Annotated in this window: 17 protein-coding genes; 3 read left to right on the forward strand and 14 right to left on the reverse strand. The window is 70.8% G+C overall.

Features of this window, described 5'->3' with window-relative positions:
- Positions 1-46 precede the first annotated feature (46 nt).
- Positions 47-1,465, reverse strand: coding sequence for a replication-associated recombination protein A (locus ACFQ58_RS09370; protein WP_376950803.1), 1,419 nt, complete (start codon positions 1,463-1,465; stop codon positions 47-49).
- 115 nt (positions 1,466-1,580) lie between these two features.
- Here ACFQ58_RS09370 and ACFQ58_RS09375 point away from each other — a divergent pair, with 115 nt between their 5' ends.
- From ACFQ58_RS09375 to ACFQ58_RS09385, 3 genes are all read left to right on the forward strand, one after another.
- Positions 1,581-2,348 (forward strand): peptidylprolyl isomerase, encoded by a 768-nt coding sequence (locus ACFQ58_RS09375; RefSeq protein ID WP_376950804.1) that lies wholly within the window; start codon positions 1,581-1,583, stop codon positions 2,346-2,348.
- Between the two features lie 127 nt (positions 2,349-2,475).
- Positions 2,476-3,708 carry a DUF349 domain-containing protein gene (locus tag ACFQ58_RS09380; protein ID WP_376950805.1) on the forward strand — a complete coding sequence of 411 codons (1,233 nt, stop codon included), beginning with the start codon at positions 2,476-2,478 and terminating at the stop codon, positions 3,706-3,708.
- 106 nt (positions 3,709-3,814) lie between these two features.
- Positions 3,815-4,381, forward strand: coding sequence for a type IV toxin-antitoxin system AbiEi family antitoxin (locus tag ACFQ58_RS09385; protein WP_376950806.1), 567 nt, complete (start codon positions 3,815-3,817; stop codon positions 4,379-4,381).
- Here ACFQ58_RS09385 and ACFQ58_RS09390 read toward each other — a convergent pair.
- From ACFQ58_RS09390 to pdxS, 13 genes are all read right to left on the reverse strand, one after another.
- Positions 4,368-6,620: a RelA/SpoT family protein gene (locus ACFQ58_RS09390; protein WP_376950807.1), complete on the reverse strand. Its 2,253-nt coding sequence runs from the start codon at positions 6,618-6,620 to the stop codon at positions 4,368-4,370. The genes ACFQ58_RS09385 and ACFQ58_RS09390 overlap by 14 nt on opposite strands.
- Positions 6,621-6,695: 75 nt before the next feature.
- Positions 6,696-7,718, reverse strand: a complete 1,023-nt coding sequence (gene secF, locus ACFQ58_RS09395) for a protein translocase subunit SecF (RefSeq protein ID WP_376950808.1) — start codon at positions 7,716-7,718, stop codon at positions 6,696-6,698.
- Positions 7,718-9,457 (reverse strand): protein translocase subunit SecD, encoded by a 1,740-nt coding sequence (secD, locus tag ACFQ58_RS09400; protein ID WP_376950809.1) that lies wholly within the window; start codon positions 9,455-9,457, stop codon positions 7,718-7,720. The genes secF and secD overlap by 1 nt, the downstream gene beginning before the upstream one ends.
- Before the next feature lie 61 nt (positions 9,458-9,518).
- Positions 9,519-9,890: a preprotein translocase subunit YajC gene (gene yajC, locus ACFQ58_RS09405; RefSeq protein ID WP_376950810.1), complete on the reverse strand. Its 372-nt coding sequence runs from the start codon at positions 9,888-9,890 to the stop codon at positions 9,519-9,521.
- Between the two features lie 67 nt (positions 9,891-9,957).
- Positions 9,958-11,001, reverse strand: coding sequence for a Holliday junction branch migration DNA helicase RuvB (ruvB, locus tag ACFQ58_RS09410; RefSeq protein ID WP_376950811.1), 1,044 nt, complete (start codon positions 10,999-11,001; stop codon positions 9,958-9,960).
- Positions 10,998-11,618, reverse strand: coding sequence for a Holliday junction branch migration protein RuvA (gene ruvA / locus ACFQ58_RS09415; RefSeq protein WP_376950812.1), 621 nt, complete (start codon positions 11,616-11,618; stop codon positions 10,998-11,000). Before ruvA ends, ruvB begins: the two co-directional genes overlap by 4 nt.
- Complete coding sequence (gene ruvC, locus ACFQ58_RS09420) at positions 11,615-12,235, reverse strand: crossover junction endodeoxyribonuclease RuvC (RefSeq protein WP_376950813.1); 621 nt, start codon at positions 12,233-12,235, stop codon at positions 11,615-11,617. Before ruvC ends, ruvA begins: the two co-directional genes overlap by 4 nt.
- Positions 12,236-12,244: 9 nt before the next feature.
- On the reverse strand, positions 12,245-13,000 hold the full coding sequence (locus ACFQ58_RS09425) for a YebC/PmpR family DNA-binding transcriptional regulator (RefSeq protein ID WP_376950814.1): 756 nt from the start codon (positions 12,998-13,000) through the stop codon (positions 12,245-12,247).
- 125 nt (positions 13,001-13,125) lie between these two features.
- Positions 13,126-13,845 (reverse strand): hemerythrin domain-containing protein, encoded by a 720-nt coding sequence (locus ACFQ58_RS09430; protein WP_376950815.1) that lies wholly within the window; start codon positions 13,843-13,845, stop codon positions 13,126-13,128.
- A gap of 115 nt (positions 13,846-13,960) precedes the next feature.
- Positions 13,961-14,488, reverse strand: coding sequence for a DUF1697 domain-containing protein (locus ACFQ58_RS09435; RefSeq protein WP_376950816.1), 528 nt, complete (start codon positions 14,486-14,488; stop codon positions 13,961-13,963).
- Positions 14,485-15,120 (reverse strand): hypothetical protein, encoded by a 636-nt coding sequence (locus ACFQ58_RS09440; protein WP_376950817.1) that lies wholly within the window; start codon positions 15,118-15,120, stop codon positions 14,485-14,487. The genes ACFQ58_RS09435 and ACFQ58_RS09440 overlap by 4 nt, the downstream gene beginning before the upstream one ends.
- 32 nt (positions 15,121-15,152) lie before the next feature.
- On the reverse strand, positions 15,153-15,818 hold the full coding sequence (gene pdxT / locus ACFQ58_RS09445) for a pyridoxal 5'-phosphate synthase glutaminase subunit PdxT (protein WP_376950818.1): 666 nt from the start codon (positions 15,816-15,818) through the stop codon (positions 15,153-15,155).
- Positions 15,812-16,702 carry a pyridoxal 5'-phosphate synthase lyase subunit PdxS gene (gene pdxS / locus ACFQ58_RS09450; RefSeq protein ID WP_376950819.1) on the reverse strand — a complete coding sequence of 297 codons (891 nt, stop codon included), beginning with the start codon at positions 16,700-16,702 and terminating at the stop codon, positions 15,812-15,814. The genes pdxT and pdxS overlap by 7 nt, the downstream gene beginning before the upstream one ends.
- Positions 16,703-16,712 lie beyond the last annotated feature (10 nt).

The raw sequence follows: 16,712 nt of genomic DNA on the forward strand, positions 1-16,712 counted from the left end.
CAACATCGATGATATCACGGGGCGTCGCGACGCCCGACCTGCCGACTCAGCGCTCGTCGCGGACGATGCGTCGGAGCTTGGCGAGCCGCGCCGAGACCTCGCGCTCGTTGCCATGCTCGGTCGGCGTGTAGTAGACCGCCCCTCGCAGCGGGTCGGGAAGGTACTGCTGCGGCACCACGCCGATGGGATCGTCGTGCGGGTAGGCATAGCCCTTGCCGTGTCCGAGGCGCTTGGCGCCCGGGTAATGCGCGTCGCGGAGGTGCTTGGGCACGCGCCCCGCCTTGCCCGCGCGCACGTCGGCGATCGCGCGATCGATCCCGAGGTAGGCGGCGTTCGACTTCGGCGCCGTCGCGAGGTGCACGACCGCCTGCGCGAGCGGGATCCGTCCCTCGGGCATGCCGATGTACTGCACCGCGTCGGCGGCGGCGACCGCGACGCCCAGCGCCGTCGGGTCGGCCAAGCCGATGTCCTCGGAGGCGAGCACGATGATGCGGCGCGCGATGAAGCGCGGATCCTCCCCCGCTTCGATCATGCGCGCCAGGTAGTGAAGCGCGGCGTCGACGTCGCTGCCCCTCACCGACTTGATGAATGCCGAGATGACGTCGTAGTGCTCGTCGCCATCGCGGTCGTACCGCAGCAGCGCGCGATCGACCGCGCGGGCGACCACCTCGGGCGTGATCACGGGTCGCGTCGCCCGGGCGTCGGCGGGGGTCGCGGCATCCGCATCGTCGTCGACCTCGACCTCGACCTCGCCGTCGCCCGCGGCCGCCCCGGCCTGCGCGAGCTCGCTCACCGCCGAGACGGATGCCGCCTCGAGGGCCGTGAGCGCACGACGCGCGTCGCCCGAGGCCAGCCGGACGATCGCCGCGCGCGCTTCGGGGGCGAGCTCGACGGCACCGTTCAGGCCGCGGGGGTCTTCGACCGCCCGGTCGACCAGCATCGCAAGGTCGTCGTCGTCGAGCGTCTCGAGCGTGAGCAGGAGCGAACGCGAGAGCAGCGGCGAGATGACCGAGAACGACGGGTTCTCGGTGGTCGCAGCGACCAGGATGACCCAGCCGTTCTCCACGCCAGGCAGCAGCGCATCCTGCTGCGCCTTGGTGAAGCGGTGGATCTCGTCGAGGAAGAGGACGGTGGAGACGCCGTACAGGTCGCGATTGGCGCGTGCCTCCTCCATCACCTGACGGACGTCGCGGACCCCGGCCGTCACGGCCGAGAGCTCGACGAACTTGCGCCCGGACGAGCGGGCGATCGCCTGCGCGAGCGTGGTCTTGCCCGTGCCCGGGGGCCCCCAGAGGATGACCGAGACCGCGCCGGACTCGCCCGTGCGGTCGGCGGCCAGCGCGACGAGCGGTGAGCCCGTGGTGAGCAGGTGCTTCTGGCCGGCGACCTCGTCGAGGCTCCGCGGGCGCATGCGCACTGCGAGGGGGGTCGCGCCGGAACGCAGCCCCGGAGCCGAATCCACCATGCCGACCAGCGTAGCCGCGGCATCCGACACCGACGCCGCCGCCCGCACGGCAAGATTGGCACGCCGGGGCCGCTCCCCCGTAGAGTCTCCCCGCAGGATCCCCCGAAGGAGCAGCGTGGCAGCGAACGACCGTCAGGCGCGCGAGGAGCGTGCGCGCCTCCGCACCTACCAGGCACGTCAGGAGGTGCACCGCCGCGCGGTGCGCCGTCGAAGCCGCGACAACGTCATCGCCGGAGTCGGGCTCGCCGTCGTGCTCGCGCTGGCCGTCGGCGCGCAGCTGTTCTACTTCGGCGGCGGACCGGGGACGCCCGAGGCCTCGCCGACGCCGACGCCGACCCCCACCGCCACGCCGGCCCCGGTGCCATCGGCCGACCTCGCCGAGGACCGCACCTGGACGGGGACGCTCACGCTGAACGACACGGCGCTCGCGGTCGAGCTCGACGGCGCCGCCGCGCCGCAGGCCGTCTCGAGCACGATCAGCCTCGTCGACGACGGCTTCTACGACGGCGTCCCCTGCCACCGCCTGACGACCGAGGGCATCTTCGTGCTCCAGTGCGGCGACCCGAACGGCGACGGAACCGGCGGCCCCGGGTACAGCTACGGCCCGGTCGAGAACGCCCCGGCCGACGGCGTCTACCCCGCCGGCACCATCGCGATGGCCCGCCAGTCCGGCAACGCGGAGAGCCAGGGCAGCCAGTTCTTCATCGTGTACGAGGACACCACGCTGCCCACCGACGCGGCCGGCGGCTACACGGTGATCGGACGCGTCACCTCGGGACTCGACGCCCTCACGGCCGACGTGATCGAGCCCGGCACCTCCGACGGCTCCACGGACGGGCCGCCGGCCCAGCCCGTGACCATCACGGGCTTCTCCCTCGAGTGACGCGCGCGGTCCTCGTGCAGCCTCGTCATCGCGACGAGCGCCGGACCGTGCCCATTCCGGGGGTGCAATAGGCTTGATGCCGTCATCCGCCGCGTACGCGGCATCCGACGAACGACAGGGTGAATCAGTGACCGATTCAGCACAGCAGCCGTGGGGCCGCGTCGACGAGACGGGCACCGTCTTCGTGCGGACCAGCGAGGGCGAGCGCGAGGTCGGGCAGTACCCCGACGCCACGGCCGAAGAGGCGCTGGCGTACTTCGAGCGCAAGTACGCCGACCTCGCCGGTGCTGTCGGGCTGCTCGAGCAGCGCGTGCGTCGCGGTGCGCCGGCAGCGGATGTCGCGAAGGCCGTAACCACCCTGCAGGAGAGCGTGGCGAACGCCCACGCCGTCGGCGACCTCGAGTCGCTGTCGCGCCGCCTCGAGGCGCTGTCGGGCACCACGCAGGAGCTCACCGCGCAGCAGCAGGCCGAGGCGAAGGCGGCGCTGCAGGAGGCGATCGCCGAGCGGACGCGCATCGTCGAGCAGGCTGAGGCGCTCGCAGCGCAGGACCCGTCGAAGACCCAGTGGAAGCAGACGAGCGCTGAGCTCGACGCGCTGTTCGCGCAGTGGCAGAAGCACCAGCAGGACGGCCCCCGCCTGCCGAAGGGCGAGGCCAACGAACTGTGGAAGCGGTTCCGCGCGGCACGTTCGACCATCGAGCAGCACCGCAAGGCGTTCTTCGCCGAGCTCGACGCGGCGCATCGCGACGTCCGCCAGCGCAAGCAGCGCCTCATCGAGCGCGCCGAGGCGCTCGCACCGCGGGGCGCCGACGGCGTCGCCGAGTACCGGTCGCTGCTCGACGAGTGGAAGCAGGCCGGTCGCGCCGGCAAGAAGGTCGACGACACGCTCTGGGCGAAGTTCAAGGCCGCCGGCGACGTGCTCTTCCAGGCCAAGGCCGAGGTCGACGCGAAGGACGATGAGGAGTACCGCGCCAACCTCACCGAGAAGCTGGCGCTGCTCGACGAGGCCGACAAGCTGCTCGCCTCGAAGGACGCACGTGCGGCTCGCAACGCGCTCAACGGCATCCAGCGCCGGTGGGACGAGATCGGCCGCGTCCCGCGCGACCAGGTCCGCTCGGTCGAGGATCGCCTCCGGAAGGTCGAGAACCACGTACGCAGCCTCGAGGACGAGCGCTGGGAGCGCGAGGACCCCGAGAAGAAGGCCCGTTCCGAGGGCATGCTCGGCCAGCTGCACGACGCCATCGCCAAGCTCGAGTCCGAGCTCGCGGCGGCCGAGGCCTCCGGCGACGCGAAGGCCGCGGCGACCGCCCGCGAGGCGCTCGAGGCCCGGCGCGCCTGGCTCAAGGCCGTCGGCGGCTGACGCCTCGGCGACACTATCCTTCCCCAGGCGTTGGGGTGGCTCACGATTCTCCACAGCGTGACCCGGCCGAGCTCCGCGACGCCCCGGGATGCCGCAGCATGGGCGCATGGCACGGCTCCCCACGGTGCTCGGCACCGATGACCTCCCGCTCGCCGAGCTCTGCGCGGCGCGCCTCGACGGCGAGCTGTTCCGGCTCGGCGGCGGATGGTGCCCGATCGACGAGCCCGACCTGCCGGCGCTCCGGGCGGCGGCGATCGGGCCGGACCGTCCGTCGCCGATGATCATCGAGCGACGATCGGCGGCCTGGGTGTACGGCGCGCTCCCCCGGCCGCCGCAGGTCGCCGAGTACTGCGTGCCGCACGAGAGCCGTGTGGCGGCGCGGAACGACCTCGGTCACGTGGTGCGCGAGGTGGCCATCGACGAATCCGACGTCGCCGAGTACGGCGGCATCCGGTGCACGACCGTCGAGCGCACGGTCTTCGACCTCGTGCGCGATGTCGCGGCCGACGAGGCGGCCACGATCGACACCGTGCGGGCGCTGCTCACCGCGGCGCCCTGGGTTCGGGATCGGGTGCAGCGCCGCGTCGCGTCGGCGCACCGGCTGCCGCATCGTGCGATGGCGCTCCGCCGGCTCGCAGGCGCGCTCGACGACGCGGCGTCTAGCCGTCGTTGACGCGGTAGACGTCGTACACGGCGTCGATGCGGCGCACGGCGTTCAGCACCCGGTCGAGGTGCGTCGTGTCACCCATCTCGAAGACGAATCGGCTGAGCGCCAGGCGGTCGGTCGAGGTCGACACGTTGGCGGACAGGATGTTGACGTGGTGCTCCGACAGCACGCGCGTCACGTCGGAGAGGAGCCCTGCGCGATCGAGCGCTTCGATCTGGATCTGCACGAGGAAGACGCTCTTCGAGCTCGGCGCCCACTCGACGTCGATCATCCGCTCGGGCTCGCGCAGCAGCGACTGCACGTTGTGGCACGACGACTGGTGCACCGAGACGCCCGAGCCCCGCGTGATGAACCCCACGATCTCGTCGCCCGGCACCGGAGTGCAGCAGCGCGCGAGCTTCACGAGGATGTCGGGGGCGCCGCGCACGAGCACGCCCGAGTCGCTGTGGCGCGGGAGCGGCCTCGTGCGGACGGGGATCGGCAGGTCGGGCTCGTCGACGTCGTCGACGTCGCGCACGAGCGCGACGACCTTCTCGATGACCGACTGCGTGGAGACGTGCCCCTCGCCGACCGCGGCGTACAGCGAGGAGACGTCGTCGTAGCGCAGTTGCGCGGCGACCTCGGCGAACGACTCCTGGCTCATCAACTTCTGCAGCGGCAGGTTCTGCTTGCGCATCGCGCGGGCGATCGCGTCGCGACCGTGCTCGATGGCCTCGTCGCGGCGCTCCTTGGTGAACCACTGGCGGATCTTGCTGCGCGCACGCGGGCTCTTGACGAAGTTGAGCCAGTCCTTGCTCGGACCCGAGTCGGGGTTCTTCGACGTGAACACCTCGACCACGTCGCCGCTGTTCAGCGTGCTCTCGAGTGGCACCAGCCGGCCGTTGACCTTCGCGCCCATCGTGCGGTGACCGACCTCGGTGTGGACGGCGTACGCGAAGTCGACGGGTGTCGCTCCGGCCGGCAGGCCGATGACCCGGCCCTTGGGCGTGAAGACGTAGACCTCCTTGGCACCGATCTCGAACCGCAGCGAGTCGAGGAACTCGCCCGGGTCGGCCGTTTCGGCCTGCCAGTCGGAGATGTGCGCGAGCCAGGCCATGTCGGCCTCGTCGCGCGAGTTCGCGACCTCGGCGCGACCGCCTGCCACCCGCTCCTTGTACTTCCAGTGCGCGGCGACGCCGTACTCGGCCCGCTGGTGCATGTCGTGCGTGCGGATCTGGATCTCGACGGGGCGCCCCTTCGGGCCGATCACCGTCGTGTGCAGCGATTGGTAGAGGTTGAACTTCGGCGTCGCGATGTAGTCCTTGAACCGGCCGGGAAGCGGGGTCCAGCGCGCGTGGATCGAGCCGAGGATGGCGTAGCAGTCGCGCACGGTGTTCACCAGCACCCGGATGCCGACGAGGTCGTAGATCTCGTCGAAGTCGCGGCCCCGCACGATCATCTTCTGGTAGATCGAGTAGTACTGCTTGGGTCGACCCACGACCTTGCCGCGGATGCGGGCCGCCTTGAGGTCCTCGGAGACCATGTCGATCACCGACTGCACGTACTGCTCGCGCTGCGGCGTCCGGCCCTTCACGAGGCTCTCGATCTCGGCGTAGAGCTTCGGATAGAGCACCGCGAACGAGAGGTCCTCGAGCTCCCACTTGATCGTCTGGATGCCGAGTCGATGCGCGAGCGGCGCGTAGATCTCGAGGGTCTCGGTCGCCTTCCTCGCGGCGGAGTCGGCCGGGACGAAGCCCCACGTGCGTGCGTTGTGCAGTCGGTCGGCGAGCTTGATGATGAGCACGCGGATGTCCTTCGACATCGCCACGATCATCTTGCGGACGGTCTCGGCCTGCGTGGAGTCGCCGTACTTCACCTTGTCGAGCTTGGTGACGCCGTCGACGAGCATCGCGATCTCGTCGCCGAAGTCGGCGCGCAGCTGGTCGAGCGTGTACGCGGTGTCTTCGACGGTGTCGTGGAGCAACGCGGCGGCCACGGCCTTGGAGCCGATGCCGAGATCGGCGAGGATCTGCGCGACCGCGATGGGATGCGTGATGTACGGCTCGCCGCTACGGCGCTTCTGCCCCTCGTGCGCGCGCTCGGCGACGGTGTACGCGCGCTCGATCACCGAGAGATCGGCCTTCGGATGGTGCATCCGCACCGTTCGGAGGACGGTGTCGACGGCGCCGGTCGGCAGGGCCTTCGAGAAGATCCGGGGCACGAGACGGCGCAATGATGCCGTCGAGTTGACTCCGGTCTCCGTCATGCCCGCACCTCCCAGACCTCAATTATCACCGCTCCCGGAGGAGCCGTGCGCCACCGAGGTCGGCGGCGACGGCCCTCAGGGCACGGGGACGGGGCTGACGCCCGCGGCTGCCGAGCCGCCTGCGCGTTCGCGCTCCTTGAGCACCTTCTGGTCGTGCCGCTTGATGTCGGGCTCGCCCTCGCGCAGCTGCGAGTAGAGCGGTGCGGCGATGAACACGGTCGACCAGGTTCCGACGAGGATGCCGATCAGCAGTGCGAGCGAGATGTCGCGAAGCGTGTCGGCGCCGAGCACGCCGGCACCGATGAACAGGATCGCGGCGACCGGCAGTGCGGCGACGACGCTCGTGTTGATCGAGCGCACCAGCGTCTGGTTCACCGCGAGGTTCACCGATTCGGCGAAGGTGCGGCGGGACTCCTGCCCGTCTTCGGCCGTGTTCTCGCGGATCTTGTCGAACACCACGACGGTGTCGTACAGCGAGTAGCTCAGGATGGTCAGCACACCGATCGTCGCGGCCGGGCTGATCTCGAAGCCCACCGCCGCGTAGATGCCGACCGTGGCGATGAGATCGCCGACGAGCGCGATGATGGCCGCGAGCGACATCTTCCAGGTGCGGAAGTACAGCGCCATGATGATCGCCGCGAGCAGCACGAAGGCGATGAGGCCGATGAGGGCCTGCCTCGTCACGTCAGCGCCCCAGCTCGGGCCGATGAACGACGAGGTCACCTCGGACTCGGGCACGTCGTAGGCCTCGGCCAGCGCGGCCGTGATCTCCTGCGACTCCGCCTGCTCGAGCTGCTCGGTCTGCACGCGGACGCCATCGCCGCCCACGATCGTCACGTGCGACACCGCGCCCGGGACGACCGAGGCGACGGCATCGCTCGCGGGCTGGGTGGTCGCGTCCTGGACGCCGGCGATCTGGAACTGCGAGCCGCCACGGAACTCGATGCTGAAGTTCACGCCCCGAAGCAGCGGAACCGCGATCGAGAGGATGATCAGCACCGCCGCCACGGCATACCACTTCTTGCGGCCGCCGACGAAGTTGAACGAGCGCTTGCCCGTGTAGAGGTCATTGCCGAACTGGGTGAGCCGGTTGGCCATCAGGACTCCTTGCCTTCGCCGGCGCCCACGGTGGCGTCGACCTGTGCTGCCTTGCGCTCCGCGATCGTCTGGCGCTTCTGGGCCTCGCGCGAACTGGAGGCGGCCTTCTTCGCCCCCACTGCGACCGGCTTGCGGAACTCGGCACGGCCCCGGTACACGGCGCCGAGCGCCTGCGGGTCGAGGCCCGACCAGGAGTGTCCGCTCGAGAAGAACCGCGTCTGCGCGAGCAGCTGCAGCATCGGGTGGGTGAACAGGATCACGACGACGACGTCGATGATCGTCGTGAGTCCCAGGGTGTACGCGAAGCCCTTCACGCTGCCGACCGCGAGGATGAACAGCACCACCGCGGCGAGCAGGTTGACGCCCTTGGAGGCCAGGATGGTGCGGAACGCGCGCTTCCATCCGGCCTCGACGGCGCCCACGAGCGGGCGGCCGTCGCGCAGCTCGTCGCGGACGCGCTCGAAGTACACGATGAACGAGTCGGCCGTGAAGCCGATCGCGACGATCAGACCCGCGATACCTGCGAGCGAGAGTCGGTAGCCCTCGCGCCAGGACAGGATCGTGATCGACAGGTACGTGATGAGGCCGACGATCACGAGCGATGCGATCGTGACGCTGCCGAGCGCGCGGTACTGGAACAGCGTGTAGATGACGACGAGGATGAGGCCGATGAGGCCGGCGATGAGGCCGGACTGCAGCTGCGACGTACCGAGCGTCGCCGAGATCGTGTCGGAGGACTGCACCTCGAAGCTGATCGGCAGCGCGCCGAACTTCAGCTGGTCGGCCAGGGCCTTCGAGGACTCCTGCGAGAAGTTGCCGGTCACCTGGGGCCGGCCGTCGGTGATCACGCCGTTCATCTGCGGAGCCGAGAGCACGGCACCGTCGAGCACGAAGGCGAACTGGTCGCGCGGCGTCTGGCCGTTGAGCGCGAACAGGCGCTGGCTCACGTCGGCGAACTGCTCGGTGCCGCGGTCGTTGAAGACGATGTTGACCGCCCACTGACCGGTCGAGGCGCCGGTCTGCGTCTGCACCATGCCGTTGGTCGCGTCGACGATGTCCTCGCCGCTGACCTCGACCGGGCCGAGCAGGTACTTGATCTGGCGCGTGCTGTCGCACGTCACGAGCGGCTCATCGGACGCCGCGACGTTGGCTTCGCCCTCGTCGAGGGTGGCGCAGTCGAAGGTGTCGAACTGATCCTGCAGCGCGGGTGTGACCCAGTTCGGGTCGCTCGCATCGGTCGGCTCGACGGTCGGCGTGGCCTCGAGTTCCTCCTCGGCGCCCTCGGTGGGCTCGGGGCTCTCGCTCGGGTCGATCGACTGGTTCGTCGCAGCATCGGCGAGCAGCACCGGGCGCAGCTCGAGCTTCGCGGACGACTCGATCCGGTTCCGGGTCTGCTCGTCGAGCTCGCCCGGGATGCGGACGACCACGTTCGAGCCCTCGGTGTTGATCTCGGCCTCGGCGACGCCCGAGGCGTCGACGCGCTGGCGGATGATCGAGACCGCCTGGTCGAGCTGCTCCTGCGAGACCGAAGCACCGGCCTCGACCTGCGGCGCGAGGATGATCTGCGTGCCGCCCTCGAGGTCGAGTGCGAGCTTCGGCGTCCAGGAGCCGTTGCCCCAGATCACGCCCGCGGCATTGATGCCGAACAGGGCGACGATGATGACGCCGAGCCAGGTGAGGGATCGCACCGCCTTGCGGACGGGCGTGGGTCGGGAGGACCGCTTGGATGGTGCAGCCACTGATTCTGCTTTCTGTGCCGGAGCCCGGGCGTCGTCGCGCGGGCCGAGCGATGGATGAGCTCTAGTCGTCGGACTTCTTGATGTCGGGCGTCTCGTCGCCCGGCGTCTCGTCGACGCGCTCGCCGAACTCGGGCTCGCCCTCGACCGCGGCGGGCGTGGTCGCCTCGACCGCGTCGACGACGCGCGCGATGGTCTGGCGGTGGACCGTCAGCACGGTGCCCGGGGTCGTCTCGAGCTCCACCCGGTTCTCCTCTTCGTCGATGGAGAGGATGGTGCCGAACAGTCCGAAGTTGGTCATGACCTTGGCGCCCGGGACGACCTTCGTCTGCATCTCCCGAGCGTCGTGCTGGCGCTTGCGCGAGTTGCGGAACATGAAGAAGATCAGCACCGCCAGGACGGCGAGCATGATGATGGTGAACGGGTCGAAGACCATGGGGTGGAAACCTTCCGGGGTGCGCAGCGCGCACGATCAAGGGCGGGGTGGCCGAAGCCTCCAAGGATTATAGGTCATCGATCGGAAGGGTCGTCGGACCCTCCACACCCTCGCGCACGAGCCCGAAGTGTCGCCAGGCCGCCGGCGTCGCGACGCGCCCGCGCGGCGTGCGGGTGATCAGCCCGATGCGCACGAGGAACGGCTCGACGACCGCCTCGATGGTCTCGGCCTCCTCGCCGACCGACACGGCCAGCGTGTTGAGTCCGACCGGCCCTCCGCCGAAGCGCGTGAGGATCGTCATCATCACGGCGCGGTCGAGCCGGTCGAGGCCGAGCGGGTCGACGTCGTACAGCTCGAGCGCCGCGCGAACGGCCTCGACATCGGCTCGTCCGCCGTGGACCAGGGCGTAGTCGCGCACGCGCCGCAGCAGTCGGTTGGCGATGCGCGGGGTGCCCCGGCATCGGCCGGCGATCTCGGCGATCGCCTCGGCGTCGATCGCGAGGCCGAGCAGCGCGGCCGCGCGCGCCAGCACCTGCTCGAGCTCGGCCTCGTCGTAGAACTCGAGGTGCGCGGTGAACCCGAAGCGATCGCGCAGCGGGTTCGGCAGCAGGCCGGCACGGGTGGTCGCCCCGACCAGCGTGAAGGGCGCGAGGTCGAGGGGCACCGAGGTGGCGCCGGCGCCCTTGCCGACCATGATGTCGATGCGGAAGTCCTCCATGGCGAGGTAGAGCATCTCTTCGGCCGACCGGGCCATGCGGTGGATCTCGTCGATGAAGAGCACCTCGCCCGGCACGAGCGACGACAGGATGGCGGCGAGGTCGCCTGCGTGCTGGATGGCGGGACCGCTCGACATCCGCAAGGGCCGCCCGCCCTCGTGCGCGACGATCATCGCCAAGGTGGTCTTGCCCAGCCCCGGCGGCCCGGCGAGCAGGATGTGGTCGGGCGTGCGCTGTTGGAGGGCCGCCGCGGAGAGCAGCAGCTGCAGTTGCCCGCGCACCCGGGTCTGCCCGACGAACTCCTGAAGGCTGCGCGGCCGGAGTGCGCCCTCGAAGGCGAGCTCGGCCTCGGAGGCGAGCACGGGGTCGGTGAGGTCGACCTCGGCGTCGCTCATCGCGCCCTCGCCGCCGACTGCGCCGGGCCGAGCCGTGCGAGCGTCAGCCGCAGCAGCGCGGGAACGGACGCCGCGGCGGTCGGATCGGCGGTCTCGAGGGTCTCGGCCAGAGCCTCGCCGGCGAGCTTCTCGGACCAGCCGAGCCCGGTCAGCGCGGCGAGCACGTCGTCGGCGATCCCGCCGGCGACGATCGGCGCTCCGGCGGGCGCGGCCGCCGGAGCGACCAGCTTGCCGGCGAGCGAGACGGTGATGAGCTTGGCCGTCTTCGGCCCGATGCCGCTCACGCGGCGGAACGCGGCATCGTCGTCGCCCTCGACGGCACGCGCCACCTCGGTCGGCGACATCGCCGAGAGCACGCCGAGCGCCGACTTGGGCCCCACGCCGGTCACGCCGATGAGCAGTTCGAACACGTCGAGCTCATCGCGAGTGGCGAAGCCGAAGAGGGTCATCGCGTCTTCTCGCACGATGAGCGCGGTGTGCACGAACACCTCGTCGCCCTGTCGGCTCGCCAGGACGAACGCGGGAGTCGCGTGCACCAGGTAGCCGACGCCGGACACGTCGACGACGAGCGTTCCGCCGGAGGCCGAGGCCGCACGGCCGCGCAGGGAGGAGATCACTCCTTCACCCTACGGGCGGCCCCCGACACGGCCGCGGCACGCTCAGCGGCGCGCCATGCCCGCTGCGCGGGAGTCAGGCCGGATCCGTCCGCGGCGCCGGAGGACCGGGCGCCGGCGGCATCGGCGATCGCGGCCCCGGCGACGCCCCCGGTCCGCCACGCGTGGCAGATCGCGAGCGCCAGGGCGTCCGCGGCATCCGCCGGCTTCGGCACGGCTTCGAGGCCGAGAATGCGGGCGACCATCGCGCCCACCTGCTTCTTGTCGGCGCGGCCGTACCCGGTGATCGCCGCCTTGACCTCGCTCGGCGTGTGGAGCGCGACCGGCAGCGCGCGCCGTTCGGCGATGAGCATCGCGACGCCCGAGATCTGGGCCGTGCCCATGATGGTCGACACGTCGCTGCGGGCGAACACGCGCTCGAGCGCCACGGCCTGCGGCCGGTGCTCCTCGACGATCGCCTCGAGCCCGTCGGCGATGCGGGCCAGCCGCGCCGGTGTGGCCAGCTCGGCCGGGGAGCGCAGCACGACGACGTCGACGAGGGTCGCGGTGCGGTCAGGCGCCACGTCGACGACGCCGACGCCGCAGCGGGTCAGCCCGGGATCGATGCCGAGGACCCGCATGGCGGCGACCTAGTCGTCCTCGAGCTGGGCCTGCACCTCGGGGGTGAGGTCGAAGTTGCTGTAGACGTTCTGCACGTCGTCGCTGTCTTCCAGCGCGTCGATCAGGCGGAACACCTTGCGCGCCGTGTCGGCGTCGACCTCGACCTTGAGGTTGGGCACGAACTCGACATCGGCCGACTCGTAGTCGAGCCCGGCCTCCTGCAGCGCCGAGCGCACGGTGACGAGGTCGCTCGCCTCGGTGATGACCTCGAAGCCCTGGGCGTGCGGCTCGACCTCCTCGGCGCCGGCCTCGAGCACGGCGAGCATGACGTCATCCTCGGTGGTGCCCTCGCCCGAGACGACGATGACGCCCTTCCGCGAGAAGTTGTAGGCGACGCTGCCGGGATCGGCCAGCGTGCCACCGTTGCGGCTCAGCGCGGTGCGCACCTCGGCCGCCGCACGGTTCTTGTTGTCGGTGAGGCACTCCACCATGAGGGCCACGCCGTTCGGGCCGTACGCCTCGTACATGATGTTCTGGTACTCGACGCTCTCGCCCGAGATGCCCGCACCGCGCTTGATCGCGCGGTCGATGTTGTCGTTGGGCACCGAGGTCTTCTTGGCCTTCTGCACCGCGTCGTACAGCGTGGGGTTGCCCCCGAGGTCGGCGCCGCCGAGCTTGGCCGCGACCTCGATGTTCTTGATGAGCTTGGCGAACGACTTCGCGCGGCGCGCGTCGATGACGGCCTTCTTGTGCTTGGTCGTCGCCCACTTGGAATGCCCGGACATGCGTCTCCCGTAACGGTGATCAGTACCGGGACATTCTAGGCCAGCGCACCGATGCCACCGGCGGCGCGGGCTCGGCGGGCCGTGCCAAGGGGGCGGATGCCGCGGCCGGCGCGCCGTCCGTCACGTCAGGCGAAGGCGACCGCCGCGCGATCCGGGAAGAGCCGGATGAGCGCCCGCTCGTACTGCCGCCGGCCGATGATGCGGTACGCGACGCGGATCGGGGCAGGGAGCTGGGTCGCGACCCATTCGTCGCGCTCGGCCTCCGGCACGCTGTCGATCATCAGCCCCAGCAGCAGGAAGACGGGCAGCGGCGGCTTGTGGCGGCGCGCGTGGCGGTGGATGTCGTCCCACTCCTCGTCGGAGAGCACGGCGTCGAGCACCGGGAACGCGTCGCGCTCCTCGTCGGCGAGGTGCTGAACCAGCAGGCGGTCGACCTCGTCGAGCTCCGCGGCGAGCCTCGCGGCCGCAGCGGCGTTCGCGTGCGTCGCCCACTCGTCGATCAGCACGTCGACGGCGTCGAGTCGATCCGAGACCGCTTCGTGCTGGCGGATCATGAGTGCCACGTGGAGGCCGCACGCCGGCGCACGGTCGCGCATCGGGTCCCAGAAGAACTCGTCCTCGGTGCGGTGGTGCACGTGCAGCAGGGTCGTGATGCCGTGCAGGTGCTTCGCGAGGAACTTCGCACGACCGGTGTCTCCCGCCTCGACGTCGCGCACGAGCCGGGGCGCATCGGCGAAGAGGCGGCGGAAGATGCGGTGGATCACCACCACGTCGTCGCTGCGGCAGGTCGTGGCCGGGGCGGCCTCGAGGGCCGGCGCGCCGGTGCTGGGAAGTCGAGTGGTCATGCCCGAAGACAAGCGGATGGCGCGGCTCGCCGCTCCCGTGCCAGCCCGCCGATCAACCCGGGGCTCACCCTGAATCGCGCCCCGAGGCCTGCCCCGATCCGACCACGGGGATGGCTCAGCCGAGGAGCTTCCGGAGCGTGCGGAGGTTCCGGTTGGTGGTGGTGGGCTTGAACCGGGCCTTCGCGAGGAGCTTCGCGAACGGGGTGCTCACGGTGGTGCCCTTCACGGGGTTCCAGTAGACGACGCCGTCGCCGCGCTCGAGCGGATCCGCGTGGGGGTCCGGCACGCCGGCAGCCGCCATGAGCTCGTCGATGACCGACGATTCGGAGGCGAAGACGACGTACGGCTGGCGCGACGCATCGTTCGCATCGAACGGGAACGCCCCGACGATCGCCCGGAGCCGCTCCGGAGTGATCAGCACGATCCACGCCTCGTACCCGAAGCGGTCCGACAGGGCCTGCTCGATGTCGCGCTTCAGCGTGGCGGCATCCGTTCGATCGCTCTCGAAGGCGACGTTGCCGCTGGCGAGCACGGTCTGGACCCCGGTGAAGCCGAGTCCGGCGAAGGTCTCCCGCAACTCGGCGGACTTGACCGTGATGCCGCCGACGTTGACTCCGCGCAGCAGCGCGATCCAGTCGCTCATGCGGCCAGCGTAGGGTGGCCCGCCGGCGCACCGGGCAGCCGCACCCCGACGGCCCGTGCCTCGAGCGCGGCCAGCGCACGGATCGTGTCGGGGTCGCCACGACGCCACCGCGCGACGGCGTCGGCATCGGCCGCGAGGATGTCGAGCAGGCTCCGGTCGGTCAGCGCGCGCAGCGCGAGCAGGTCGGCGCCGCCCGGTCGCGTGAGCACCGCGGTCGTGCGCCGGGCGCGAACCGCGTGCACGAGGCGGGGCGCCACCCACAGCAGGAGCACCGCCGCGATGGGCACGGCCGCGATGCCGATCGCGGCGAACACCGCGATCCAGCCGACCATGTCCTGCTGTCCGCGGCCCACGGACTCGAGGGTCTCCCCCGCCGCACTGGCTCCGTCGAACGGCGCGGCGATGCCCGACCCGATGAGCGGGACGTCGGCGAGGGTGTTCCCGATGTCGGTCATGCTGCCGCGGAATCCCGTGCCGGCCTCCTCGAGTCGCCGGCCCAGGAGGGCGAACTCCGTCACGAATCCGTGGAACACCAGGGCGGCCCACACAGACACGGCGACGAGTCCGAGCGCCAGGACGTCTCCGATGACCTGCACCGCACGCCGGCCGCCGAAATCCGAGTACAGCTTCATGCCCCCACTCTGGCGTGGTCGCGGCTCGGGCGCTACGCGATCGACGACGAGGCCGACGCCACGGCGACCGCGCGGGCGCGGACCTTCGCGAGGAAGTACTCGTGGAAACGGACGTCGCCCTCGATCTCGGGGTGGAAGCTCGTGCCGACGAGGTTGCCCTGCTCGACGGCGACCACCCGGCCGTCGGGGAGCGAGGCCAGCGGCGTGGCCTTCTCCCCCACCGACTCGACCACCGGTCCGCGGATGAACACGGCGTGGACGGGCTCGTCGCCGAGCGCAGGGACGTCGAGGTCGGTCTCGAACGACTGGTTCTGCGATCCGAACGCGTTGCGGCGCACGACCACGTCGAGCCCGCCGAGGTTCTGCTGGCCCTCGATCGTGTCGAGCAGCGTGTCCGCGATCATGATGAGCCCCGCGCACGTGCCATAGACGGGAAGTCCGTCCGCGATGCGGCGCCGGAGCGGCTCGGCGACCCCGAACGCCCGAGACAGCTTGTCCATGACCGTCGACTCGCCGCCGGGGATGACGAGTCCGTCGATCCGCTCGACGTCCTCGGGCCGCCGGACGAGCACGACGCGAGCGCCCAGCTCCCCCAGCACGCGCGCGTGCTCGCGGAAGTCGCCCTGGAGGGCGAGCACGCCGACCGTGGGGCCCGTGGCATCCGCGCGCCCCACGGACTCGTCGCGCAGACTCACCATCCGCGCTCGGCGAGACGGTGCGGCGCCGCCAGGTCGGCGACGTTGATGCCGACCATGGCCTCGCCCAGCCCGCGCGAGACCTCCGCGATCACCTTGGGGTCGTCGTAGAACGTGGTCGCCTTGACGATCGCGGCGGCGCGCTGCTCGGGATTGCCCGACTTGAAGATGCCGGACCCCACGAAGACACCGTCTGCGCCGAGCTGCATCATCATCGCCGCGTCGGCGGGGGTGGCCACACCGCCCGCGGTGAACAGCACGACGGGCAGCTTGCCGGTCTCGGCGACCTCGAGCACGAGCTCGTACGGCGCCTGCAGCTCCTTCGCCGCGACGTAGACCTCGTCGCGCGTCATCGACTTCAACTGGTTGATCTCGGAGGTGATCTTGCGGATGTGCTTGGTCGCCTCGGAGACGTCGCCGGTGCCGGCCTCGCCCTTCGAGCGGATCATCGCCGCGCCCTCGTTGATGCGGCGGAGCGCCTCGCCCAGGTTGGTCGCACCGCACACGAAGGGCGTGGTGAACGACCACTTGTCGATGTGATTGACGTAGTCGGCCGGGGAGAGCACCTCGGACTCGTCGATGTAGTCGACGTCGAGCGCCTGCAGCACCTGCGCCTCGACGAAGTGGCCGATGCGGGCCTTCGCCATGACGGGGATCGAGACCTCGGCGATGATCGCCTCGATCAGGTCGGGGTCGCTCATGCGCGCGACGCCGCCCTGGGCTCGGATGTCGGCGGGGACGCGCTCGAGGGCCATGACGGCGACCGCCCCGGCATCCTCGGCGATGCGCGCCTGCTCGGGCGTGACGACGTCCATGATGACGCCGCCCTTCAGCATCTCGGCGAGGCCGCGCTTCACGCGGCTGGAGCCGGTCTGGGCAGTGCTCATCGGTGGTTCC

This window comes from Agromyces sp. NPDC056523 (assembly GCF_042794545.1).
In the GTDB taxonomy this organism is placed as follows: Bacteria; Actinomycetota; Actinomycetes; order Actinomycetales; family Microbacteriaceae; genus Agromyces.